The sequence below is a fragment of the Arthrobacter sp. TmtSoilC79 genome, from assembly GCF_059739405.1.
The window spans coordinates 2,423,416-2,445,991 of the sequence record NZ_AP046051.1 but is presented as its reverse complement, the minus strand read 5'-3'; the positions used below and the strand labels follow the sequence as shown (position 1 = coordinate 2,445,991).

20 protein-coding genes are annotated in these 22,576 nt (G+C 62.5%); 14 read left to right on the top strand and 6 right to left on the bottom strand.

The genetic code is table 11. From position 1 onward, the window contains the following. The first annotated feature begins 9 nt into the window (after window positions 1-9). Genes AC6JA3_RS11320 through AC6JA3_RS11300 form a run of 5 tightly spaced genes read left to right on the top strand, consistent with a single transcriptional unit; the run spans window position 10 to window position 6,131 of the window. Entirely contained in the window at window positions 10-948 is a 939-nt protein-coding gene (locus tag AC6JA3_RS11320) for an ABC transporter permease (RefSeq protein ID WP_223945375.1), read from the top strand. Further along, a complete protein-coding gene (locus AC6JA3_RS11315; RefSeq protein ID WP_026540535.1) occupies window positions 945-1,907 on the top strand; it encodes an ABC transporter ATP-binding protein in 963 nt (320 codons plus the stop codon). Before AC6JA3_RS11320 ends, AC6JA3_RS11315 begins: the two co-directional genes overlap by 4 nt. Next, window positions 1,904-2,998, top strand: coding sequence for an ABC transporter ATP-binding protein (locus AC6JA3_RS11310; protein WP_431768467.1), 1,095 nt, complete (start codon window positions 1,904-1,906; stop codon window positions 2,996-2,998). Before AC6JA3_RS11315 ends, AC6JA3_RS11310 begins: the two co-directional genes overlap by 4 nt. Next, window positions 2,995-4,545, top strand: a complete 1,551-nt coding sequence (locus AC6JA3_RS11305) for a glycoside hydrolase family 32 protein (RefSeq protein WP_497920131.1) — start codon at window positions 2,995-2,997, stop codon at window positions 4,543-4,545. Before AC6JA3_RS11310 ends, AC6JA3_RS11305 begins: the two co-directional genes overlap by 4 nt. Window positions 4,546-4,550: 5 nt before the next feature. Continuing rightward, window positions 4,551-6,131, top strand: a complete 1,581-nt coding sequence (locus tag AC6JA3_RS11300; protein WP_431768466.1) for a glycoside hydrolase family 32 protein — start codon at window positions 4,551-4,553, stop codon at window positions 6,129-6,131. Window positions 6,132-6,323: 192 nt separating this feature from the next. Here the strand turns inward: AC6JA3_RS11300 and AC6JA3_RS11295 are convergent, their stop codons facing one another. Both AC6JA3_RS11295 and AC6JA3_RS11290 read right to left on the bottom strand, forming a co-directional pair. Beyond that, window positions 6,324-7,769, bottom strand: a complete 1,446-nt coding sequence (locus tag AC6JA3_RS11295) for an SLC13 family permease (RefSeq protein WP_347783431.1) — start codon at window positions 7,767-7,769, stop codon at window positions 6,324-6,326. Window positions 7,770-7,781: 12 nt separating this feature from the next. After that, the gene (locus AC6JA3_RS11290) at window positions 7,782-8,900 is read right to left on the bottom strand and encodes a PrpF domain-containing protein (protein WP_347783430.1); all 1,119 of its coding nucleotides are present in this window, start codon (window positions 8,898-8,900) and stop codon (window positions 7,782-7,784) included. 228 nt (window positions 8,901-9,128) lie between these two features. Here AC6JA3_RS11290 and AC6JA3_RS11285 point away from each other — a divergent pair, with 228 nt between their 5' ends. Continuing rightward, complete coding sequence (locus tag AC6JA3_RS11285) at window positions 9,129-10,067, top strand: LysR family transcriptional regulator (protein ID WP_347783429.1); 939 nt, start codon at window positions 9,129-9,131, stop codon at window positions 10,065-10,067. On the opposite strand, the gene AC6JA3_RS11280 is transcribed toward AC6JA3_RS11285, so the two are convergent. Next, on the bottom strand, window positions 10,068-10,847 hold the full coding sequence (locus AC6JA3_RS11280) for a type 1 glutamine amidotransferase domain-containing protein (protein WP_026546712.1): 780 nt from the start codon (window positions 10,845-10,847) through the stop codon (window positions 10,068-10,070). A gap of 180 nt (window positions 10,848-11,027) precedes the next feature. Here AC6JA3_RS11280 and AC6JA3_RS11275 point away from each other — a divergent pair, with 180 nt between their 5' ends. The 7 genes from AC6JA3_RS11275 to AC6JA3_RS11245 all read left to right on the top strand — a co-directional run bounded on the left by AC6JA3_RS11275 (window position 11,028) and on the right by AC6JA3_RS11245 (window position 18,162). Then, complete coding sequence (locus tag AC6JA3_RS11275) at window positions 11,028-11,453, top strand: ChaB family protein (RefSeq protein WP_347783427.1); 426 nt, start codon at window positions 11,028-11,030, stop codon at window positions 11,451-11,453. A gap of 177 nt (window positions 11,454-11,630) precedes the next feature. Continuing rightward, a complete protein-coding gene (locus AC6JA3_RS11270; protein ID WP_347783426.1) occupies window positions 11,631-13,220 on the top strand; it encodes an ABC transporter substrate-binding protein in 1,590 nt (529 codons plus the stop codon). A gap of 27 nt (window positions 13,221-13,247) precedes the next feature. After that, entirely contained in the window at window positions 13,248-14,189 is a 942-nt protein-coding gene (locus AC6JA3_RS11265) for an ABC transporter permease (RefSeq protein ID WP_026540545.1), read from the top strand. Continuing rightward, entirely contained in the window at window positions 14,173-15,018 is an 846-nt protein-coding gene (locus AC6JA3_RS11260) for an ABC transporter permease (RefSeq protein WP_223945382.1), read from the top strand. Before AC6JA3_RS11265 ends, AC6JA3_RS11260 begins: the two co-directional genes overlap by 17 nt. Continuing rightward, window positions 15,011-16,627 carry an ATP-binding cassette domain-containing protein gene (locus tag AC6JA3_RS11255; protein ID WP_497920130.1) on the top strand — a complete coding sequence of 539 codons (1,617 nt, stop codon included), beginning with the start codon at window positions 15,011-15,013 and terminating at the stop codon, window positions 16,625-16,627. The genes AC6JA3_RS11260 and AC6JA3_RS11255 overlap by 8 nt, the downstream gene beginning before the upstream one ends. A 92-nt stretch (window positions 16,628-16,719) precedes the next feature. Then, window positions 16,720-16,926 carry a hypervirulence associated TUDOR domain-containing protein gene (locus AC6JA3_RS11250; protein ID WP_026540547.1) on the top strand — a complete coding sequence of 69 codons (207 nt, stop codon included), beginning with the start codon at window positions 16,720-16,722 and terminating at the stop codon, window positions 16,924-16,926. Between the two features lie 3 nt (window positions 16,927-16,929). Next, window positions 16,930-18,162 carry an NAD(P)/FAD-dependent oxidoreductase gene (locus AC6JA3_RS11245; protein WP_347783424.1) on the top strand — a complete coding sequence of 411 codons (1,233 nt, stop codon included), beginning with the start codon at window positions 16,930-16,932 and terminating at the stop codon, window positions 18,160-18,162. 37 nt (window positions 18,163-18,199) lie between these two features. Here the strand turns inward: AC6JA3_RS11245 and AC6JA3_RS11240 are convergent, their stop codons facing one another. The 3 genes from AC6JA3_RS11240 to ligD form a co-directional block, all read right to left on the bottom strand. Then, window positions 18,200-19,093 (bottom strand): glucose 1-dehydrogenase, encoded by an 894-nt coding sequence (locus tag AC6JA3_RS11240; RefSeq protein WP_347783423.1) that lies wholly within the window; start codon window positions 19,091-19,093, stop codon window positions 18,200-18,202. A 139-nt stretch (window positions 19,094-19,232) separates the two neighbouring features. Continuing rightward, complete coding sequence (locus AC6JA3_RS11235) at window positions 19,233-20,501, bottom strand: cation:proton antiporter (protein ID WP_347783422.1); 1,269 nt, start codon at window positions 20,499-20,501, stop codon at window positions 19,233-19,235. 1 nt (window position 20,502) lies between these two features. Continuing rightward, the gene (ligD, locus tag AC6JA3_RS11230; protein ID WP_347783421.1) at window positions 20,503-21,747 is read right to left on the bottom strand and encodes a non-homologous end-joining DNA ligase; all 1,245 of its coding nucleotides are present in this window, start codon (window positions 21,745-21,747) and stop codon (window positions 20,503-20,505) included. A 407-nt stretch (window positions 21,748-22,154) separates the two neighbouring features. On the opposite strand from ligD, the gene AC6JA3_RS11225 reads away from it, so the two are divergent. After that, on the top strand, window positions 22,155-22,505 hold the full coding sequence (locus AC6JA3_RS11225; protein ID WP_347783420.1) for a DUF3846 domain-containing protein: 351 nt from the start codon (window positions 22,155-22,157) through the stop codon (window positions 22,503-22,505). Window positions 22,506-22,576 lie beyond the last annotated feature (71 nt).

The window sequence follows — 22,576 nt, the reverse complement described above, 5'->3', positions numbered from 1 at the left end:
GGACTGACCATGACAACCGCACTTTTGAAGCAGCCAACCACCACACCGGCTGTCCGCAAGCCCAACCGCAGCTTCATCCACGGCCTCATCAGCAACAAGAAAGCACTGACAGGCATGGCCGTGATGCTTATCTTCATAGCCTTGGCCTTGCTGGCGCCGGTGCTGTTCCCGGGAGACCCCTCGAGGATCACCGCGATGGCATCACTGGAACCATCGGCCGAGCACTGGCTGGGGACCACCGCCAAGGGACAGGACGTGCTCGCGCTGACCGTCCACGGTTCCCGCAGTTCCCTGTTCGTGGGACTGACCGTGGGCCTGGCATCGACCTTCATCGGCATCCTGGTCGGACTTGCCTCGGCTTACTTCGGCAAATTCATCGACGAGGCACTGTCCCTGGTGACCAACGTCTTCCTGCTCCTGCCCGGCCTGCCGCTGCTGGTCATCCTGGCCGCGTTCCTTCCGCCGGGCCTGGGCACCGTGATTCTGGTTCTGGTGGTCACCGGATGGGCCGGTTCGGCACGCGTCCTGCGCTCCCAGGCCCTCTCCATCCGATCCAAGGACTTCGTGGCCGCAGCCGTAGTCTCCGGCGAACGGGCAGGCCGGATCATGTTCCGCGAAATCCTGCCCAACATGGCCTCGATCGTCATGGGCACCCTGCTGGCATGCGTCATCTACGGAATCGGAGCCCAAGCGGGCCTGGAATTCCTGGGCCTGGGCGATGTCAGCACGGTCTCGTGGGGCAACAACCTTTTCTGGGCCGGCAATGAAGGCGCGCTGCTCACCGGCAGTTGGTGGGTCTTTGTACCCTCCGGCGTGTGCATTGCCCTGGTTGCCTTCGCCCTCGCCCTCATCAACTACGCCGTCGATGAGGTTACCAACCCGCGCCTGCGAAAGATCAAGACCCCCAAGACGTCAGCCGGCACCGCCGAAAGGAGCGCCGCCAAGTGACCATTTCCCAGGTTTCCTTCGGCTCCCACGAACCCGTCCTTGAGGTCAAGGACCTCACGGTCAAGTACATCGGCGATACCAGGTCCACCACCGCCGTCGACCGTGTTTCCTTCAGCATCGGCACCGGTGAGGTATTCGGCCTCGCCGGAGAATCAGGGTGCGGAAAGTCCACCATCGCCAACTCGATCATGAGGCTCTTGAAGGACCCGGCCAAGATTGCCGGCGGCAGCATTTCCTTCGGTGGCAAGGACGTCCTGGCCATGAGCCAGGAGGAGCTGCGGCGCTTCCGCTGGCAGGACGTGGCCATGGTCTTCCAATCGGCCATGAACTCGCTCAACCCGGTCCTGACCATCGGCGAACAGATCGTGGACATTTTCACCACCCACGCCGGCTACTCGCGGAAGGAATCGATGCGGCGTGCCGCCGGGTTGCTGGAGTTGGTCAGGATCGACCCCGCGCGGCTCAAGTCCTATCCGCACCAGCTCTCCGGTGGCATGCGCCAACGTGCCGTCATTGCCATGGCGGTTGCGCTCAAACCTTCGCTGTTGATCCTGGATGAACCCACCACAGCACTCGACGTGGTGGTCCAGCAGGAGATCATGGCTCAAATCAAGGAACTGCAGCGGGAGCTGGGTTTCTCCGTCCTGTTCATCACGCACGATATGTCCCTCATGGTGGAACTCTCTCACCGCATGGCCGTCATGTATGGCGGCAGGATCGTGGAGACCGCCAAGGCCCAGGATGTCTACGCCAATCCCCGCCACCCCTACACACAAGCCCTGATGGGTGCGTTCCCGCCGCTCACCGGACCACGTGTTCCACTGACCGGACTGCCCGACGGCGTGAAGTTCCGCAACATCCCGGACCTCACCGAGGCCGCCCCCGGCCATTTTGTGGCCCCCTTCGGTGCCGGCACGCCAGTGATCGAACCCGCCAACCTGGAAGGAGTCGCGCTGTGAGCCACTCTGTCATGACCCCGCGGCCGGAGACCCTGACCGGCAGCCCTGCCTTGGAAATCCGCGGCCTGGGAAAGTCGTTCCCGGTGGGCGGCCTGTTTTCCCGCGACTCTGTACGCGCTTTGCACGGCGTCGACTTGACTCTTGGCCGCGGTGAAATCGTGGCACTGGTGGGGGAGTCAGGTTCGGGCAAGAGCACTTTGGCCCGCTGTGTGGCAAGGCTCGAGAAGCCAACCTCCGGCGAAATCCTCATCGACGGCGTCGATGTCCTGAAGCGGGACAGGTTCCAGGCGTCACGGGCGTTTCGGTCCCAGCTCCAGATGGTCTTCCAGGACCCTTTCGGTTCCTTGAACCCTGCCCACAGGATCGAGCACTTCCTGCAGCGTTCGCTGGCGATCCACGGCAAGGCCGGTAAATCCGGTGACGAGGCCCGGCGGCGGCTTGAGGGACTCATGACGACTGTTGGCCTCGAGGCGGACATGTTGAACTCCTACCCGCACGAGCTCTCCGGTGGTCAGCGCCAACGTGTGGCAATTGCCCGGGCACTGGCCGTTGAACCTCAGGTCATCCTGGCCGACGAGCCCACCTCAATGCTCGATGTTTCCGTCAGGATCGGCGTGCTCAACCTCATGCGCAAGCTCCGGGACGAGCAAGGCATCTCCATGCTCTACATCACCCATGACCTGGCATCGGCCCGCTACCTGGCTGACCGGACAGCAGTCATGTTCGCCGGTGAACTGGTGGAGGAAGGCGAATCGCTGGACCTGCTGGCAAACCCTGCGCATCCATACACGCAGCTGCTGGTTTCAGCCGTTCCGGACCCGGCGCGGGCAGGCTCGTACGATCCCGTCCGCAGGGCCGCCCTGCGGCAGGCGGTCATGGCCTCGACCCATTGCGCCTTCGATGGTGACCCGAACCAGGCCTGCTCCGCCAACAAGCCCGTCCGCCATCAAGTGGGGGACCCCGAAAACCAGCACTGGGTGCGCTGCCACCTCTACCGCCCGTGGGCAGCTGCCGGTGGCCATGCACTGGCGGGTGAACCGGCCCAACCCAGCCACCCGACGTCGACCATTCAAGAAGAGGCCTCAGCATGACTGAATTGACCCACCCGTTCGCCACCGTTCCGCAGGAAGAACTGGTGGCCCGCGCTGAAGCCGATCCCCTCAGGCCGCGATTCCACTTTGTCTCCCCGGCCGGTTGGCTTAACGATCCCAATGGCGTCAGCCAGTGGGACGGCACCTACCACCTCTTTTACCAGTACAACCCTGAGGGTGCCTTCCACCACCGGATCCAGTGGGGGCATGCCACCAGCACCGACCTGGTCAGCTGGGAGGACCAACCTGTTGCCTTGGAGCCCTCCGCGGGACCGGACGCTGAAGGTTGCTGGTCCGGGGTGTTGGTCAACGACGGCGGTACGCCCACCCTGGTGTACTCCGGACGGTCCAACGACAGGGAGCTGCCCTGCGTCGCTGTAGGTTCCGCGGACCTGATGAGCTGGACCAAAGATCCCCAAAACCCCGTCATTGCCGCACCGCCCGTTGGCGTGGACATCACCGCCTACCGCGATCACTGTGTGTGGCGGGAGGGCTCTGTGTGGCGGCAACTGGTGGGTTCGGGAATCCGGCACCGCGGCGGCACGGCGTTTTTGTATGAATCAGAGGATCTCCGGTCCTGGAACTATGTGGGACCGTTGGTCATCGGCGATGCTTCCCAAGGTGATCCATCGGACACGGACTGGACCGGGACCATGTGGGAATGCGTAGACCTCTTCCGTGCAGGGACGGGATCGCTGGGTTCGGCACCCGCCGGCAACTCGCCCGATGTGCTGGTCTTTTCAGCCTGGGACGACGGCGAAACCCGCCACCCGCTGTACTGGACCGGCCGCTACGCCGGGGATGCCTTCGAGCCCGAGGCGCTGCACCGGCTGGACTACGGAGGGCGGTTCTTCTACGCGCCCCAGTCATTCCAGGATGAGGCGGGCCGGCGGATCATGTTCGGCTGGATGCAGGAAGGGCGAAGCGACGCAGCCATGGTTGAGGCCGGCTGGTCCGGAGTGATGAGCCTGCCCCGGGTCACCACCGTGGGACAGGACGGAACCCTGGAGTTCGCGCCGGTCCCCGAAATCGACAAGCTGCGCAATAACCACGCCAGCGTGCCGGCCCAGGTGCTGGTGGGGCATGGAACGCCGTTGGATACGGGTGTGTCAGGGAACCAACTGGACCTTGAACTGGAGCTGCAACTCGCGCCAGGAGGGGAGCTGAGGCTGGGAATCCTCGCGTCCCCGGACGGCGCCGAGGAGACGGTGATCGTGCTGGACCGTCCGGCTGATGAAACCCTGGACGGCACCCTCCGCCTTGACCGCACCCGTAGCAGCCTGGACCCCTTGGTGGATGTGGAGGACAAGTCCGGACCCCTGCCCATGGCGGAAGGCCGTGTCCGCCTGCGCGTGCTGGTGGACCGGTCCGCCGTCGAAATTTTCGCCAACGGCAAGCCGCTCACTGCCCGGATCTACCCCACCCTCGGTGGCGGGAAGGTGAGCCTGGCTGCCAGCGAAGGTTCGGTGCGGCTGATTTCCTTTGATGCCTGGTCCATGGCCGGGATCTTCGAAGGCACCCGCAGCCTTTTGCCGGAAGGGAAGTGACATCCATGGAAAAATCCTCGAGCCTCTCCCGCCGCGGACTTCTCACAGGAGCCGGCGCGGCCGCATTGGGCGGTTCAATTGCATTGTCGGTTTCCACCGCGCAGGCCGGGCCCGGCGGACCTGGATCGGCAGATGTCCCGCCGTCGAAAGGAAGATCGCGAATGCGTCCCGCCTATCATTTCAGCGTGCCGGACAACTGGAAGAACGATCCCCAGCGGCCCATCTACCTGGACGGCGAGTACCACTACTACTACCTGTACAACGCCGATTACATCAACGGCGGTGGGGGTACGTCCTGGCGCCGGGCAACCACCACGGACCACGTCTCATTCCGGGACCAGGGTGTAGCGATACCGAAGTTCAGCAACGGCAATGGTGACTGCTGGTCCGGTTGCCTCGTGGTGGATGAGAAGAACACTGCCGGTTACGGGGCGGGTGCTGTCATAGCCCTGGTTACCCAGGCACCGGAAGGACGGCAAGCGCAGTATCTTTGGTACTCCACGGACAGGGGCCGCTCTTTCACCCCGGGAGGTCAAGCGCCGGTATTGCCCAACCCCGGCGTACATGATTTCCGTGATCCCAAAGTGATCTGGGACGGGGACCGGGGCCGATGGTTCATGGCGAACGCCGAGGGCCGGAAACTCGGCTTTTACGCATCAAAGGACCTGCGGTCCTGGACACGCGTTGGCGAATTTGCGCGTGAGGACCTGGGGTTGCTTGAGTGCCCGGACATTTTCAGGATGACGGCCGACGACGGCACCTCCCATTGGGTTCTTGGCACCAGCGCGAACGGCAAGGGCCGCGGACTGCCCGCAACGTACGCCTATTGGACCGGAGCTTTTGACGGCAGTTCGTTCACCCCGGACCGGTCCGAACCGGAATGGCTCGACTATGGTTTCGACTTCTATGGCGTGGTTACCTACCCACACCACGATTCCTCGGGCGCGGAGGATCCAACCCTGCGCAGGGCGATCGGCTGGGCAAATTTCTGGGACTACCCCCACAACACGCCAACTCTTGCCACCGATGGCTACAACGGCGATGACATGATCGTCCGCGACATCCGGCTCAAGCGTGGAGGCAACGCCTACTACCTCGCCTCCGCGCCGACCTCTGCCGTGGGTGACCATGTCACGCGCGAGCATCGACTCGGTGACGTGGTGGTGGCCGGCACCCACGACCTGGAGGTCCGGTCCCTGGCCGTCGACCTCAGCTGTGAGGTGGTGTGGGACCCGGCCGCGCCGCCTGCCAACCTTGGATTCGAAGTATGCAGGGCACCACGTGGCGGCAGGCACGTCGCCGCGGGCGCCTTCCTGGGTGGTCCCTTCGCCTACGTCAACCGCCGCCCCACGATCAACCCCACGGCCGGCGAAACCCAAACCCCGGTGGACCCTGCCGCGGGCAGTCTTGCGCTGCGCATCCTGGTGGATCGCACCAGCGTGGAAATGTTCGTCGGTGACGGGCGCGTGGTCCATTCACATCGGGTATTTCCCCTTGAAGGCGATGACGGTATCCGCCTTTATGCCCATGAAGGATCGGCCACGTTCCGGAACCTGACCCTCCGGGAGCTCAAGGTCACCCCATAAACCGATGGTGAGCCGGTGACGGCTGGGCAGCGTCCAACGACAAAGGGCAGGACCACCTTCCTGGTGGCCCTGCCCTTTGCTGCGTAGGGTGCGTTTCCTGCGCCCGCGGTTCGGGCTTCCTGTTGCGATGGTGTGCAGGTGCCGTCCCCTACGCATGCCGAACTCTTCTTCGGCAGTCCATGAGGTCCTGGGCTACATGATTCCGGTGGGAACCAGCAGGGTCCAAGCCAGGGCGGGTGCAACCAGGACTACGCCGCCGGCGTACATCATCAATTGCTTATACACGCGCTGGCGATCGTCTTCGCGGGCATTGGCCACAACCAACGCTCCGTCGGTGGAGAAGGGAGAGACGTCAACGACGGTTGCGGCGATGGCCAGGGCAGCCACGGTGCCTGACGCGCTGAGTGAACTGGTCGCAAGCAACGGCCCGGCCAGCGGGATAAATGCGGTCAGCAGGGCAGTTGAGGAGGCGAAGGCCGAGCCGACTCCAATTACGTAGCAGAGAACAAGGGCAATGAGCAGCGGGGCTCCGAGCGCCAGGGCTTGCTCGGCCAGCGTGTCGATGACGCCGACGTGCTGCAGCAAGGACACGTAGGTGATCATGCCGGCGACCAGCAGGACCGTTGACCATGAAACTCCGCCGATGAACGTCTGGTGCTCCTTGATGTTGACCAGGGCCAGGAGAAGTCCGGCAGAGAGGGCGACGAAGCCGATGGGCATATGGAAGCCCAAGGCGCACACAAGCATTGCCGCGATCAGGCCCAGGGTGAGGATCTGCTGCCCGTGGGGCCGGGTGCTGCGTGCCTCGAGGTCGGCATGCTGGCCCGCGGCGCCGTCGCGAAGTTTGCCCAGGAGGGCGAACAGCACCACGGTGAGGACCGAGAGGATGAGGTTCAGCGCGAAGCTCGCGCCGAAAAGGGCACCTTGGGAGATCGGGAAGCCGTTCTTCACGGCAATGTCATGGACCAGTACGCCTGCCACGGACAAGGGGGAGAACCCTCCGGCATGGGCCCCATTGATGATGAAGGCGCCCATCAGGACTGGGTGGATCCGTGATTCGTAGGCCAGTCCAATGGCTGCAGGCGCCAGCAGGGCGACGGCTGCGGGGGAGAACGTGCCCAGCGCGGTCAGTGATGCTGCCAGCAGGAAGAATACCCATGGCAAAAGCAACGTTTTGCCTCGAACCGCGCGGACGCAGTTCTGGACGATGATGTCGATGGTCCCGTTCCTCTGGGCCATGCTGAAGAAGTACGTGACGCCAATGATGGTGATGACGATGTTTGACGGGAAATCGGCCAGGATCTCTTTATCGGTCATGCCCAGCATGAAGTAGCCGACACCGAAGGAGGCGACCAGCCCCATCACGCCAATGTTCAGCGGCCACTTGGTGGCGACGACGAACATCACCACCAGGATGACCAGAGGGATGATCTGGGTGGCAGTCATGGTCGGCTCCGATTCCGGGGTAGCCGCCGGGTTGAAGATGGCGCCCCCGAACAGGATGGCGACCAAGCCCAGGATCACGGAAGCGGCAACCGTTAGAAGCAGGATACGGCGGCGGCGGTTGGGACTGCTGGAACTCCGGTCCCGGATTTCGCTCTCGGCTTTGGGAGCTGGTTGGTACGTAGTCTTAGCCATGATGGTTTCTCCTCATTGAGTGGCTGATGCAAGCGAGGCTTCGACGGCACTGCCGAGAGTCTCCGGGAGGTGAATGATGCTGGTGGCGATGGTGCGGGCAGTCCGGTCGACGCCCACCAGGAGTGAACCGTCGCGTTGCTCGGTCCAGGTCTCGATCACGCCGGCCGGCGTCCGGAGTTTCAGGGTGGGGTAAGAAACGGTGCCCGTGATCCCGTTCAGCACCGTTCCTGGGGTGCGGGCGGCCAATGTCAAAGCGATGCTGCCCGTGATGGCCAGTGCCGGATGTGGCTTGCCCATGGAAAGCATCATGACGTTGACGTCACCTACGGGGTCGTTGCTGCTGGGTGCGGCCACGATCGCAAGCTTGGGAACGGCCCGCGCCGCCTGGGAGGGGCTCGTTGCCAAACCCATACGGACCGCCGCCTGGCGTCGGATAACGTCCAAGGTGTCCAGTTGCAGTTCCACCCCTGCGCCCCAGGTGTCATAGCGCGAAGTGTCCAGTCCCAACTCTTCTGCGCGGACCATGACAACTGGCGCACCGGCGTCGACCATTGATACGGTCCACCGCGTGCCTCCTGCGAGGATGACGTCCGTCGGCGCGCCGGTAGGAAGGAGCTTCCCGGTGGTTTTTCCTGCCGGATCAAAGAAGCCGAGGCCCACCCTGTAACCGGGAAAAACGACGCCGGGCATTTCCGCGTCCGGAACGATCGGCAGGGCGCCATTGGGGGTGGAAACCCGCTGGATGATGATCTGGCCCGTGTTGGTGTTGCGGGTGACGATGCGGGTGGAATCGCCGTCGGGCGACACCCAGCCCTTTTCGATGGCGTACAGGCCCACAACTGCGGAGCAGTTGCCACAGTTGCTGCCCCAGTCCACGGCTGCCTCTTCGATGCCTACCTGCGCGAAGGTGAATTCGACATCCACGTCTTCGTCCTCGGGCCGGCTGAGGATCATCGCTTTGCTGGTGGTGGAAGTGGCCCCACCAACGCCGTCGATCTGGCGGGAGTCCGGGCTTCCGAAGAGCCTGGGAAGCAGCTCGTTGACGTCGGTGCCGGTTTCTTCCAGATGCGCAGTTTCAAAGACCCAGCACTTGCTGGTACCTCCGCGCATCCATTCCGCTTCTATCTTCATGGTGTTCCCTGCATCTCGTTGATGTTGTTCCTGCTACGAGGATGATCCGGATCACAAATGAAGACAATGTTGGATTTCTAGAGGGGGCTGTAGCCTTGCTTCATTCATTGAGGCTAAAGTGTCTAGCGGAGGAAAGTGTGCCCGTGTCTGGACGACGCGGTCCGCTGAATGGCAGCTCTATGCCGAGTAAATGCAGTGAATGAACGGTTAAAACAGGAGTGTGAAGGCATGCTTAACGACGACACCCCGGAATTATTCGACATCAGAAGGCTCGCGCTGCTGGTGGAAGTCGTCGAGCAGGGATCCATTACTGCTGCAGCCGATACCATGCTCTACACTCCCTCGGCCGTTTCACAGCAGCTGCGCAAGCTTGAGCAAGAGGTCGGCCAGCCGTTGCTGAACCGACGTTCGCGCGGCGTTGTTCCCACCGAGGCAGGCCAGATACTCGCAGGGCATGCCCGGAAAATTGTGGGTCAGATGCGGGCGGCCCGTTCCGACCTGGACCAAATCGCAGGCTTGAACCGCGGTTCGCTGACCATTGGTACCTTTCCCACACTCGCGGGATCGTTTCTGCCCCTGGTCATCAGGGCATTCAAGAAGCGGTACCCGGCCATTGGCCTCTCCGTGCGCAGCGCACGCTTTGACGAGTTGGTCTCGGACCTTCAGTCAGGAGTGACGGGATTGTGTTTGCTGTGGGACTACCCCTGGAACCGGTTCAACGATGAATCCATCCGCATCACCGAGGTCTTCCAGGAGAGCACAGTGATTTTGGTGGCAAAGGGACACCCCTTGGCCGACCAGGAGCAAGTGGAGATGGGAGAACTCCGGAAGGAGTCATGGATAGTCCGCGCGGAAGCACATCCGGTGGTTGAAGTGCTTCAACGTTCAGCACATGTTGCCGGCTTTGAGCCGAACATCGGCTTTTTGGCGAACGATTACCAGGAGGCGCAGGCCATGGTCAGCGTGGGTATGGGGGTGGCGATGGTGCCCAAAACGGCGGTGGCCTTGCAGCACCCCGATGTCCGCGTCCTCAGCCTTGGCCCCGATGCGCCCTTGCGTCGGGTACTCCTTGCCCAGCGCCAGGACAAGGTGTATGCCCCCGCGGAAGTGGCTTTCCACTCGACGCTCGTGGAAATAGCGCGGGCGCGGGGGCATGACTACCTCTAGTCAGTGGCCGGTGTCAGAACCGGCCTGCTTCCTGGCGGACTTTTCGGCGTCCTTCCCAGCACGCACTGCATCTGCCTCGTGCTGCTCTTCGGCCTTTTCCTGGTGGATGACTTCGGCAAAGAGTTTTTCCATTTCTTTGGCCACGCCGGCCGCCGAGGCAGGGTTCTGGCCTGTGACAAGGCGGCCGTCAACCGCCACCTTCTCCTCAAAGACCCCCGCGGAGACGTGGCGCGCCCCCTGTTCCTCAAGCCGGTCTGCAAGGAAGAAGGGAATGACCTTGTCTTTGCCTGCAGCCACTTCTTCGTCATTGGTAAACGCTGCCACGTCGCGGCCCTCGACCAGCCGGAATCCGTTGTCCAGTTCTACGTTCACCAGTCCGGCCGGCCCGTGGCATACGGCACCCACCAGGCCGCCGGCGTTGTAAATGCCGGCCACCAGATTCTGCAGGCCTTCGCTGTCGGGGAAGTCCCACATGGTGCCGTGGCCACCCACGAGGTAGATGGCATCGTATTGGGCGGGATCGACGACGTCGACGCGGGCGGTGTTGTACAGCCCTGCGCGCGTTGTCTCGTCCTGGGTGAAGGCAACCTGGATGGGATCCTCTTCGTCCACTTCATCGCGTGGAGGCTGGCCTCCTTTGATGGACGCAAAATCGACGAAGTGGCCCGAATCTTTGAAGACCTTCCAGGGGTGGGCGGCTTCGGCCACGTTGTAGCCGGTTTTCTCTCCCGTGTCGCCGAGCTCGGAAACGCTGGTTACTACCATGAGGATTTTCTTCATGAAGTGCTCCTTTCGTCCACCTTCCACCCTACGCCCACCGCTTTTCGGCCCTTTCTTGGGCCCTTGGCTTCAGACTCTGGCCGGCTTTGGCAGGCGCCGGGGCCTCGTGAGGGCATCTTGAGGTCGGCCCTGGTGTTGTCGCATGCTTGAGGTATTCCCTGGACCAGGAGAGTGAGTGACATGCCCAAGACCGGCAAGAACGATCACGCCCGAAAGAACGAGTTGCCCTCAACCCTTCAGCGCTCGGACCAGAAAGCCCAGGACACGTTCACCAAGACCTACGACTCCGCGATGGAATCCTACGACGGCGATGAGAGCAGGGCCGCCCGCACGGCCTTCGCATCGCTGAAGCACAGCTACGAGAAGGTTGGCGACCATTGGGAACCCAAGGAAGAACGTGGACCTTCCGATGACCATGCGGCGGAAGGGGTCAGCTCTGACAAGCCCACTGCCGGCGGAGTGGACGCCAATGCTTCCAAGGAGCACCTCTACCGGCGGGCCCGCGAACTGGACATCAAGGGGCGCTCAACCATGGATAAGGATGAGCTGATCCACGCACTGCAGAAGGCCAATGACGCCGCTACCCGAAAAGCCCGGGAAGGCTGATCCGGAGTGCCCACGCCATGGCGCCCTGATGATGGTCCGGCTTGTTCCAACTGACTTGACGAACTGACCTGATGAAACTGGCGGGTGATGTCGGGCACATTATGACGCGCCTGCGAAGCCGGCCGTTTTTGGTGTTGCGTGGGAGGTAAGGCTAACCTAAATAGTCTCTACTTCCCCATGCCCTCCCGTTCCGGGCATACATCGCAGGCGGTTCCTTTGCGCACACTCAGCCTTTCCACAGCAGCCCTTGGGGTCGCTGCACTTCTCGCCCTGACCGGTTGTGGTCTCAGCGGTGGACAGACAGCTACCACCGAAAAGGTTGCCGATACCAACCAGCGCATCGTCGTGGACAACTTCCGCGCGCCAGTGGCCAACTGGGCGTTGGAGTCCGACGCCGCGTACATCCTCTCGCTGTCCGGCTGCCTGGAAACCTTGACCAAGTACGACTCCGCCCAGGGCAAAGTGGTCCCGTTCCTTGCCACTGAGTGGAAGCAGGTCTCACCCCTGGAGTGGGACTTCACCATCCGCGAAGGCGTGAAGTTCCAGGACGGCACCGATCTCACGGCGGAGGCGGTCGCCGCCTCGCTGAACTCCGTCCTGAAGGCCAAAGTCCCTGCCCGGGCGTTCAGCCCGGCCATTGTCACTGCCGTCCAGGCCACGGACGCCAAAACCGTTCGCGTGACCACCCCGGCGGAGAACCCACTGGTGCCGTTCCGCCTGGCGAGCGTCAACACCGGCATTCTCGCCCCTGCCGCCTACGCAGGTGGCACGATTGATCCCTTCGGTCACTGCACCGGCCCGTTCACGCCGGTATCGGAAAAGGCAAAGCAGTCCTTGACGCTTGACCGCAACGAGAACTACTGGGGCGGAAAGGTGCAATTGGCGGGCGCCGAGGTCCGCTTCATCACCAACGGAGCTACCCGTGCGGCCCAAGTACAGACCGGCGAAGCGGACATTTCCCTATCCATCCCGGCCTCTGCGCTGTCCACCCTTGAAAGCGCACCTGATGTTTCGGTCCTGAAGGCAGATTCGCCCCGCACGGCCACCTTGTACATGAACAACGGCCGGGCACCTTTCAACAACGTCGATTTCCGCAAGGCACTCCGGTCCGCATTGGACCTGGAAGCTTTGGCAGCCAGCGTCTACGAAGGCGCGGCGCTGCCTGCCACCGGTCCTTTCGCGCCCTCCGAGCCCTGGGCGTCCAGCGAAGCCAAGGCGCCCAAGCAGAACCTGGACGAAGCGAAGAAACTCCTGGCCGATGCCGGTTACACCGCGGACAAACCGCTGGAGATCATCGCCATTGTGGAGCGGGCAGAGTTCGCCGACGTAGCAACAGTGATCCAGGACAACCTCAAGGACATCGGTGTACCGGTGACCATCCAGGCCAAGGAATACGCCTCGGCCGAACCGGACGTCCTGGCCGGTAACTATGACATGATCCTGAGCCAGCGCAACCGGCTCATCGACATCGCAGATCCCATTGGCTTCCTTACGGCCGATTACACCTGCAAGGGGACGTACAACCTGAGCCACTTCTGCAACGAGGACTACGACGCCATCATCGCCGAAGCAGCCAAGACCTCCAACACCGAGGAACGGTACAAGCTGTATGCCAAAGCCGGTCAACTCCTTAACGACCAAGCCGTGAACCTCTGGCTCGTCAATGAACAAGCCACGGACGCTGTCCGCAGCAACGTCCTGTCCTACGCCCAGGATCCGCTGTCCCGGTATGTCCTGACTGCGCAGACGGCCAAGGCCGGCTCCTAGCAACGGGCCGGGACAAGCTAGAAGCGTATGATCACCTTCCTTGCGAGGCGGACGGCGACCCTGGTGGTCGCCGTCCTGCTGTCGTCTTTCGCCGTCTTCCTGATTCCGTATGTGACTCCGGGCGATCCTGTCAGGAAAATCATCCGTTCCAGGGTGGCAGGAGATGTCGTTGATGAGGCAACGGTCCATGCACTGGCGGACAGCCTGGGATTGAACGATCCCCTTCCCGCCCAATATCTCCGGTGGCTGGGTGATTTCTTCACCGGTGACATGGGGTTGTCCCACATCAGCCGGACACCGGTGATCGATCAAGTGATGCCTGCTTTGGGGATCACCGTCAGCCTTGTCCTGGTGGCCTTGGGCGCAGCTTTAGTGGTGTCCCTGCCGTTGGGGATCGTGGCGGCTCTGAAGCAAGGCAGCAAAACCGACAAACTCATCACTACGGTCACGCAGTCTTTCATTGCCATGCCGGAATACTGGCTGGCACCCCTGCTGGTGCTGGTCTTTGCACTGAGGCTTGCCTGGCTCCCTTCGGCAGGGTGGAACACGGCGTCCTCCATCGTCCTGCCCGCCGCGACGCTGGCCCTGCGCCCTATCAGCTTCTTCACGTCAGCAGTCCGCTCGGGCATGATCGATGCCCTGGAAGCCGAACACATCCAGGCGGCCCGGGCCCGGGGGCTCAGCCACGTGCAGACGGTCCTGCAGCATGTGATTCCCAACGGACTGGTTCCCTTGTCCACTTTGTTCGCGGTGTGGTTCGCGGGGCTGCTGGGAGGGTCGGTGATTGTGGAGGTAATCTTCGCAATCCCTGGCATGGGACGGCTCCTCTACGACGCCGTGGTCAATAGTGACATCCCCCTGGCGCAGGGAGGCGTGGTGGTTGTGGTGGCGTTGGCCGTTGCCATCACCACTCTGGCGGACTTCCTGCACCGGATTCTGAGTCCAAAGGTGAGTGGCGCCCTTGCGTAAACGGTCAGTGCTCGACGGCGCCGCCGTCGTTATTCTTGTCCTGATAGTCGCCGCCGTGGCGGCTGCGCCGTGGTTGGCGCCTTTTCCTCCGGAGGACCAGAACCTCGCTGTGCGGCTTGCGCCGCCCAGTGCCACACACTGGCTGGGGACAGACCACCTCGGGCGGGATACGCTGAGCCGCTTGCTCGACGGCGGTCGGTTCTCCCTGGTGGTGGCGGCACTGGCTACCCTCCTGACGGGGATCATCGGGTTGGGGATCGGTGTGCTCAGCGCCCGGCGGAAGGGTTGGGTAGATGAACTGTTCACCCGTACCAATGACGTTTTGTTGGCGCTGCCGGAGATGGTGGTGGCATTGTTCATCGTTGCTGCCATGGGCACCGGATTTACGTCGCTGCTGGTCGCGTTGACGGTGACAGGGTGGACGCCCTTTGCCCGCCTGGCGCGGACATTGGCCTACGACGTCTCTGCGCGCGGCTTCGTCGAAGCAGCGCGTGTGGTGGGCTGTTCGCCGTCGTTCATTGTGTTCCGCCACATCATCCCGCACCTCGCCGCCCCCATGCTGGGGCAGGCGACACTGCGTTTCGGGCAGCTCCTGATCAGCGTGGGAGCCCTGTCCTACCTCGGCCTGGGCGTTCAGCCGCCGCAATCGGACTGGGGTTCCATGGTGGCAGCGGCCCAGCCATACGCGGAGCGGGCGCCGTGGGGGATTGTTGCTCCGGGACTCACCATCTTCCTGGTTGCCCTTTGTGTCACGCTGATCGGTCAGCGGACATCACGGCGGGCAGCCGATCCGGTGGATGTCCTGGTGGTGGAGGGTCAACATGCCTGAACTGGTGATCAAGGACCTGACGGTGGTGGGAGCAGGCGGCGGGCGGCCTGTTCTTTCCGATGTCAGCCTTGCAGTACACCCCGGCGAGTTTGTAGCGCTCGTGGGCGGTTCGGGGTCGGGCAAGACCATGACTGCCCGGTCCGTCCTGCAGTTGCTGCCGGAGCAGTTGCGGATTGCTTCGGGGTCCATCCATGTGGGCTCCGTCGACGTGACCTGTGCCCCTGAAGGTGAACTGAACCGCATCCGGGGTGGCCGGCTGGGGATGCTGTTCCAACAGCCCAAGAAGATGTTCAACCCCAATAAGACCATCCGCGCCCATCTCAGGGAACCACTCCGTCTCCATTCAGGCCTGCGCGGTAAAGCTGCGGACGCCAAGGTGCTGGAACTGTTGGGTGAAGTGGGATTCGAGAATCCGCAGTGGGGCGCCAGGTCCTACCCGCATCAACTTTCCGGTGGCATGGCCCAGCGTGCAATGACAGCCATGGCCTTGGCGGGCCAGCCTGGGATCCTGCTTGCCGACGAGCCGACGTCCGCGCTGGACAAGGTCCTGGAACGCCAGATCCTGCAGCTGCTGGACCGCGAACGGAGCCAGCGCGGACTGGGAATCCTCTACATCACCCACAACCTTGCTTCCGTTGCGGCCTTCGCAGACCGTGTGTTGGTGATGGACGCAGGGAAGATCGTTGAGTCCGGCACTACCGAAGAAGTGTTGGGAAGTCCGAAGACTCCCTACACGCAGAGGCTCCTCGAAGCCTCGAACCTCCTGCCGTCAGGGACTGTGAAGCAGCCGAAGCCGGGGCCCGCTGTCCTCACCCTGAACGGCGTGGTGAAGAACTTCGGACGAAGCAGGCGGGGCCGCGCTCCAGCGCTGGATGCTGTTTCCCTTGAACTGAACAAGGGCGAGATCCTCGGGGTGCTCGGCCAGTCGGGATCGGGGAAAAGCACCCTCGCCCGGGCCATCGTCGGTCTTGAAGGAATCAGCAGCGGCAGCATCACCCGGGCTCTGTCGGCAGGCCGCCTTACGGATAACACTGCCGTCCAACTGGTGTTCCAGGAACCTCACGACGCCTTCGACCCACGTATGACGCTCCGCGCCAGCTTGGAAGCACCTTTACCGCGGGAACTTTCAGCGGGCTTGAAAACGCAGCGGCTGAACGATGCCATGACCGAGGTGGAATTGGACCCCGCGCTGCTGGACAGGCGCCCCGGCCAATGCTCCGGAGGCCAGTTGCAGCGGGTCACCATCGCCAGGGCACTCCTGCTGGAGCCCGAGGTGCTCATTTGCGACGAAGCAACCTCTGCCCTGGATGCCCTGACACAGAGAACCATCCTTGATCTGCTGCAACGCCTGCACCGCGAACGGGGACTCTCCCTGATGATGATCACCCACGACATGGACGTGGTCCGCCACATGTGCCAACGCGTAGCCGTCCTCTACCAAGGGCGGTTGGTGGAGCTGACGGACACAGACAAGTTCTTCACTGACCCCCAGCACCAGCACAGCAAAGACTTGGTCTCGGCAGCGATTCCCTGCAGGGGATTGCATCTGAAAAAGATGAGGACAGCCCTGCACGGGCAGGGAGCAAGCGCCAACTCAAACACCGCGTGAACGGATGCCTGGGTTCCGCAAAAAGATCATCATGCTTACTATTGTGGGGCGGCGCGTGATGTCAGAGCTGCAGAGCACACATTGGAGCGGACATGGCACTGAGCAAGGGAACCCACGTGGAGTGGAATACCTCCCAAGGAAAGACGCACGGAAAGATCCTGGAAAAGAAGACCAGCGACTTCGAGCTTGACGGCAATACCCATCGGGCCTCCGAAGAAGATCCGCAGTACGTGGTTGAATCCGAAAAAACGGGTGCACGGGCGGCGCACAAAGGCTCAGCGCTTACCGAGAAGAAGTAGGCCATGTCCAACCACCATGATGTAGTCATCATCGGCGGAGGTAATGCTGGGGTATCGCTGGCGGCACGCCTAAGGCGCTACGGGGTCAAGGATATCGCCCTCATTGAGCCCAAGGACCATCACCTCTATCAGCCGCTGTTCTCCCATATTGCCGGTGGCAGGGCTGAGGTCAAGGAGGCCATCCGCAGCCAGTCATCCGTGACGCCCAAGGGAGTTGCCTGGATCAAGGACAAAGCTGTGGATGTAGACACCACCGCCAACGCAGTGTTGCTGGCAACGGGCAGAACCGTAAGCTACCAGCACCTGGTTGTCTGTCCAGGGCTTCAGTACCAGTGGGATGCTGTGCCAGGCCTGGCGGAGGCTGTCCATTCCCCGTACGGCGCGTCGCATTATGAGTTCGAGCTCGCTCCGAAAGCCTGGTCCCTTCTGCGCAGCGTGCGGTCCGGCACCGTAATTTTCACCATGCCATCAGGGCCCATCAAATGTGGGGGTGCCAGTCAGAAGCCGATGTACCTGGCCTGTGACTACTGGCGTGAACAGGGCGTTCTGGACAATATCCGGGTAGTGATGGTGCAGCCCTATCCCACAGTGTTCGGCGTGCCCGAGGTAGACAGGGAGCTTGAACGGATCATCGCCGGGTACGGCATTGAACTGCGGACAAACAGCGAATTGGTGGCTGTGGATCCCGTAGGGAGGCAGGCAACCCTCCGCAACATCGTCACCGGCACAACAGAGGACCTGGCCTACGACGTCCTAAATGCCGTGCCGCCCCAGTCGGCGCCGGACTGGCTCGCGGCAACGGACCTGCCGGCCCCTGGCCGCCAGGACGGACTGAACCGGCAGGATGGATTCGGCCGGCAGGACGGATTTGTCGAAGTCGATACCGAGACGTTGCGCCACGTCCGCTTCGCTAATATTTGGTCCCTCGGCGACGCCGCAGCCACCACCAATTCCAAGGCCGGCGGCGCGCTGCGGAAGCAGACCAAGGTGCTGGCCAGGAACCTGGTTGCCGCGCGCCGTGGAAAACCGCCGGTGATGAAATACAACGGCTATTCAGTGTGCCCCTTCACCGTCTCCCGCACCACGGTGGTCTTCGCCGAGTTCGATCACCGGTACCGCCCGATGCCCACCATTCCCCGGGTGCCCACGTGGAAGGAAAGCCGGTTGTCGTGGTGGGTGGACCGCATCATGTTCCCCAAGGTCTACTGGCACATGATCCTCAAAGGCCGGGCCTGAGGAGTCCGTTCCCACCACGGCACCGCGTAGTTTAGGGCTACGGCGTCGGACTTCCACCGTTGACGTTCAAAGTCTCGCCCACCACATAACTTGATTCGGGCGAGGCCAGGAACACATAGGCCGGTGCGAGCTCTGCCGGCTGGCCGGCGCGGCCCAGGGGAGTGGACTGGCCGAACTCCGGCAAGGCTTCCTTGGGCTGGCCGCTGCTGACCTGAAGCGGTGTCCAAATGGGACCCGGGGCCACAGCGTTGACGCGGATGCCCTTGGGGGCAAGCTGCTGGGCCAGGCCTTTGGTGAAGTTATTGATGCTTGCCTTGGTGGTGGCATAGTCCACCAGGGTGGGCGAGGGGTTGTAGGCCTGGATCGAGGTGGTGTTGATGATGGTGGAACCGGCCGGCAGGTGGGGAAGTGCGGCCTTGGTCAGCCAGAACATTGCATACACGTTGGTCTTCTGGGTGTGGTCGAACTGTTCGTCGGTAATGTCGGCGAGCTCTTCCTGCGCCACTTGCTTTCCGGCGTTGTTCACCAGGATGTCCACCCCGCCCAGGACGGCCACGGCGGTATCGACTACTTCCTGGCATGTGGCGGAATCCTTCAGGTCGCCGGGGACCTTGACGGCCTTGCTGCCCGCGGCTTCGATAATGCCGGCGATCCTGCTTGCGTCCTCTTCTTCTTCGGGCAGGTAGGAGAGCACCACGTCTGCACCCTCCCTCGCGAAGGCAATGGCCGTCGCCGCGCCGATGCCTGAGTCCGCTCCCGTGACGATTGCCTTGCGGCCCTCCAGCCGCCCTGTTCCACGGTAGGTTTCTTCGCCAAGGTCCGCTTTCGGTGTCAGCTCTGCATCCAGGCCCGGCTCGGGCTGGTGCTGTTTGGGCGGGGAAATCTGCTCATAGGCGGTGACAGGGTTCCGGAACGTGTACTGGTCAGTCATGGTGGTCCTCCTGATGTCCGACGGATGGCGTGTAGTTGATACAGCGTCAATAAAGCTAAGGAAGCTTATGAATCAACCCTAAGCATGACGACCCCTGTGCGCAAAGCCTGCAATGGATACCGGCAGCCAGCCGCTACGGTCACTGGCCGGAAGCGCCCGACGGCGGGAGGTCGCCGTCGTGCGTCTGTCGCGTTGGTGCCGGATCTTTGTCCTCGGGCCCAACGGCTGGCGTGGAAGTCGCGCCCTTGCGTTGGAGTTCCCGCAAAGCCAGCAACGGGAACAGCAGGACCGAAAGCATCCCGGCGCCCACCAGGGCGGAGGAGAAGCCGCTGGTAATGAACCCGTGCTCACGGCCAATAGTGGTCACGGCCACGATGATCGGCAGGCCCGTCGCCCCAAACAGGAGGAGTGCCCGTTTGGCCGCCCTGATGGAGCCGCGGGGAGCAGCGAGCAGGGACGGGAGCCCGCGAATGACCAGCAGGAGGACCAGGAACAGCGGAACCAGGACCAGCGTGCCGGGGCTGGACGTCAAGGCGCCGAGATCAAAATCGATCCCGGTATCGATGAAGAAAACAGGCACCAGGAAACCGAAGGCGACCGCGTCGATTTTCGTTTCAATGACTTTTCGATCCTCTTCGGGAGCCCGCGCGATGGTCACCTGCCAAAGAACGCCGGCGGCGAAAGCGCCCAACAGCATGTCCAGCCCCAGGACCATGCTCAGCACAACCAGCGAGCTAAGGACCAGCATGATGGAGCGCATGGCGAATTGGCTGCTGGTGTGGAGGGTTCGGGTAATTTGCGCGTGCAGGACAGTGTGCTGCGCCTTGGAAGCGAAGAAAATGGCCACGCAGGTCAGGAGCACGAACCCCAGCAACACCGCAGATGCCGTTCCCACCTGCTTCCCGGTGAAGAAAAGCGAAATCGCGATGAGCGGACCGAACTCCCCGACAGCGCCCAGGGCAGCAACGGCCGTGCCTGTGGGTGACGTGGATTCACCGGCATCACGGATGATGGGCAGCAGGGTTCCCAACGCTGTGGAGCACAAGGCGACTCCGATGATGACAGCCGACTCCGGGGCCGGAGCCAGAACAAAGCCTGCGCCGATTCCGGCAGCCAAAGAGATCAGCCAGCCTGCCGAAGCGCGCCTGATGGGACGTCCGCGGATGGCCGTGAAGTCGATTTCATTTCCCGCGACGAAAAACAGCATGGCCAGCCCGAAATCGGCCAAGGTGTCGGTGAAGGTCGTGGAGTCGATCCATCCAAGCAAGCTCGGGCCCAAGAGGATCCCCAGGACAATTTCGAACACCACGATCGGCACCTTGACCACGGGATCAAGCAGTCGGACGGCAATGGGGGCCGCAACTGCCAACGCTGCAATGAGCACCAGGGACCCGGACAGGTCTTGCATGTCAGGATCCGTGCCGTCCCGGCCATTCCTTGCCCGCCCACGGATCGTTGTCGGCGAGGAGTTCCTCTTGCGGTGGCCGCTCATTTTCCGGAACATGCTGCAGGTTCACCCGAACCCGGTACCAGAGCGAACTGGACCCCCTCATGCCGTCAATCAGGACATCGGCAGGGTGCAACGCGGAGACGACGCCGGGATGCCGTCCTTTCCACTCCTCAAACGCAGCGATGGCCTCGGGTTTGGTCTTGGTGCGAGCCACCTCGATGAGCGGCATGGCGGACATCCGGCGGCCGGATCCGTCTCCTGCCCGGGGAGCTTTCTCGGCCGGCCCCAGTTCAGCAGCCAACGCCAGCAGTGCGTCCAGGGAGCCCACGGCGTGGTCGATGCCGGCGTGCGGATCACCCATCCCGGCATAGCGGTCCGGGACAGTGAGCACGGTGAACTCCTCCGGTCGGATGGAGCGTACTTCAGCCCAGGTCAGAGGTGTCGAGACGCGGGCATCGGGAAGTGAGCGGACGGAGTAGGCCGAAGCCACAGTGCGGTCCTTGGCGTTCTGGTTGAAGTCCACGAACACACTTTCACCCCGCTCCTCCTTCCACCATCTGGCGGTGGCAAGCCCGGGCGCACGGTTTTCTACTTCCCGGGCGAGGGTTTCGGCCGCGAGCCGCACTTCGCGGTAGGACCAGTTGGGAGCAATCCGCACCAGGATGTGGAGCCCCCGGGACCCGCTCGTCTTCGGCCACCCCACCAGCCCGACGTCGTCGAGGACGTCCTGGGCGACATATGCGGTATCGACGATCTGTGACCAATCCACACCAGGCATGGGGTCAAGGTCCACTCGAAGCTCGTCAGGGTGGTCCAGGTCCTCAGCACGGACAGGATGCGGATTGAGGTCGAGGCAGCCGAGGTTCACCACCCAGGCCAGTCCCGCGGCATCCCGGATAACGGTCTCTTCTGCTGAGGTTCCCGAGGAGTAGTGGAGCGTGGCCGTGTCGATGAACGGTGGGTGGTTTTCCGGAACGCGCTTCTGGAAGAACGGCTCGGCGTCAATGCCTTTGGGAAAGCGCTTGAGTACCATGGGCCGGCCGGCGGCTCCCCGAAGCGCACCATCGGCCACCGCCAGGTAGTAGTTGACCAGGTCGAGTTTGGTCACGCCGGGTAGGGGAAAAACTACCTTGTGGGGATTCGAGACGCGAACCTCTGCACCGTCAATGTCGAGGATCTCCGCCGGGGTCGTGGAGGGGCTCATGCGGTCACGCTAGCAATGAACGGCTGTCCCAACCAGAGGAGCTGAAGAAAAACTGGTTCGCGTTCTTTGCGGTGGGAGCGACAATTCCAGAACTGGCATTTATATTTAAAGTGGGTATGGTGATGGTAGAGCACCTACGAATGGAGTGATTGGATTGTCGGGAAAATCCCCCAACAGCGCCAAGGCGAAAAAGTCCGGAAAAACCATCCTGGAGAAGCGGGCCGAAAAGAGGGCTAAAGCAGCCGGTAGCGACAACATATTTTCCAAGCCGCGAAAAAACCAGCGGTAGCCACCGGGTCGCCATGCTGCTGCGGGTAGGCGTCAGGCCCTGCCCACAGCAGCGCCCTGACTTCGGTGGTCCAGGATGACGGCGGACGTCATCCTCTTTGAGTAATGAGAGTGCAGTCTTGAAACAAAACATTGCAGCACTTATTGTGCCGGCCGGGATTTCCTTGCCCATTAAATTGGTTCATATCGGACAGGGGCTGGATTTGCGGCAGGAACTCGTGCGGGGGAATGTCGAGACAATTACCGGCCGGGGGTGGCATGTTTTCCTGAATGACGAGGCAAAATTTATCCCCCTGCCGCTGAACCCCCGTGCTGAAGTGTTGATCCGGGAGGCCGGCATCCCCGTGGAGGACACCATCAATGGTGATGCCGTGTTCCTCGGCCACGGAAGCGACGGAGACGATGCTTCGGTTCCCGGACACCTGTTGATCAAGGCCGAACGCCTCTTCGGGACCCCGTTGGCGGCATAGCGGCCATTGAGCAGCCGCAGAGGCAGGCAGACTATATTTGGCCATGTCAGCCCGCCACCACACACAGGGAG

Coding starts and splice junctions, on each gene's coding strand:
- AC6JA3_RS11320 (WP_223945375.1), top strand. CDS start 10: ATGACAACCGCACTTTTGAAGCAGCCAACCACCACACCGGCTGTCCGC.
- AC6JA3_RS11305 (WP_497920131.1), top strand. CDS start 2,995: ATGACTGAATTGACCCACCCGTTCGCCACCGTTCCGCAGGAAGAACTG.
- AC6JA3_RS11300 (WP_431768466.1), top strand. CDS start 4,551: ATGGAAAAATCCTCGAGCCTCTCCCGCCGCGGACTTCTCACAGGAGCC.
- AC6JA3_RS11295 (WP_347783431.1), bottom strand. CDS start 7,769: ATGGCTAAGACTACGTACCAACCAGCTCCCAAAGCCGAGAGCGAAATC.
- AC6JA3_RS11290 (WP_347783430.1), bottom strand. CDS start 8,900: ATGAAGATAGAAGCGGAATGGATGCGCGGAGGTACCAGCAAGTGCTGG.
- AC6JA3_RS11285 (WP_347783429.1), top strand. CDS start 9,129: ATGCTTAACGACGACACCCCGGAATTATTCGACATCAGAAGGCTCGCG.
- AC6JA3_RS11280 (WP_026546712.1), bottom strand. CDS start 10,847: ATGAAGAAAATCCTCATGGTAGTAACCAGCGTTTCCGAGCTCGGCGAC.
- AC6JA3_RS11275 (WP_347783427.1), top strand. CDS start 11,028: ATGCCCAAGACCGGCAAGAACGATCACGCCCGAAAGAACGAGTTGCCC.
- AC6JA3_RS11270 (WP_347783426.1), top strand. CDS start 11,631: ATGCCCTCCCGTTCCGGGCATACATCGCAGGCGGTTCCTTTGCGCACA.
- AC6JA3_RS11265 (WP_026540545.1), top strand. CDS start 13,248: ATGATCACCTTCCTTGCGAGGCGGACGGCGACCCTGGTGGTCGCCGTC.
- AC6JA3_RS11255 (WP_497920130.1), top strand. CDS start 15,011: ATGCCTGAACTGGTGATCAAGGACCTGACGGTGGTGGGAGCAGGCGGC.
- AC6JA3_RS11250 (WP_026540547.1), top strand. CDS start 16,720: ATGGCACTGAGCAAGGGAACCCACGTGGAGTGGAATACCTCCCAAGGA.
- AC6JA3_RS11245 (WP_347783424.1), top strand. CDS start 16,930: ATGTCCAACCACCATGATGTAGTCATCATCGGCGGAGGTAATGCTGGG.
- AC6JA3_RS11240 (WP_347783423.1), bottom strand. CDS start 19,093: ATGACTGACCAGTACACGTTCCGGAACCCTGTCACCGCCTATGAGCAG.
- AC6JA3_RS11235 (WP_347783422.1), bottom strand. CDS start 20,501: ATGCAAGACCTGTCCGGGTCCCTGGTGCTCATTGCAGCGTTGGCAGTT.
- ligD (WP_347783421.1), bottom strand. CDS start 21,747: ATGAGCCCCTCCACGACCCCGGCGGAGATCCTCGACATTGACGGTGCA.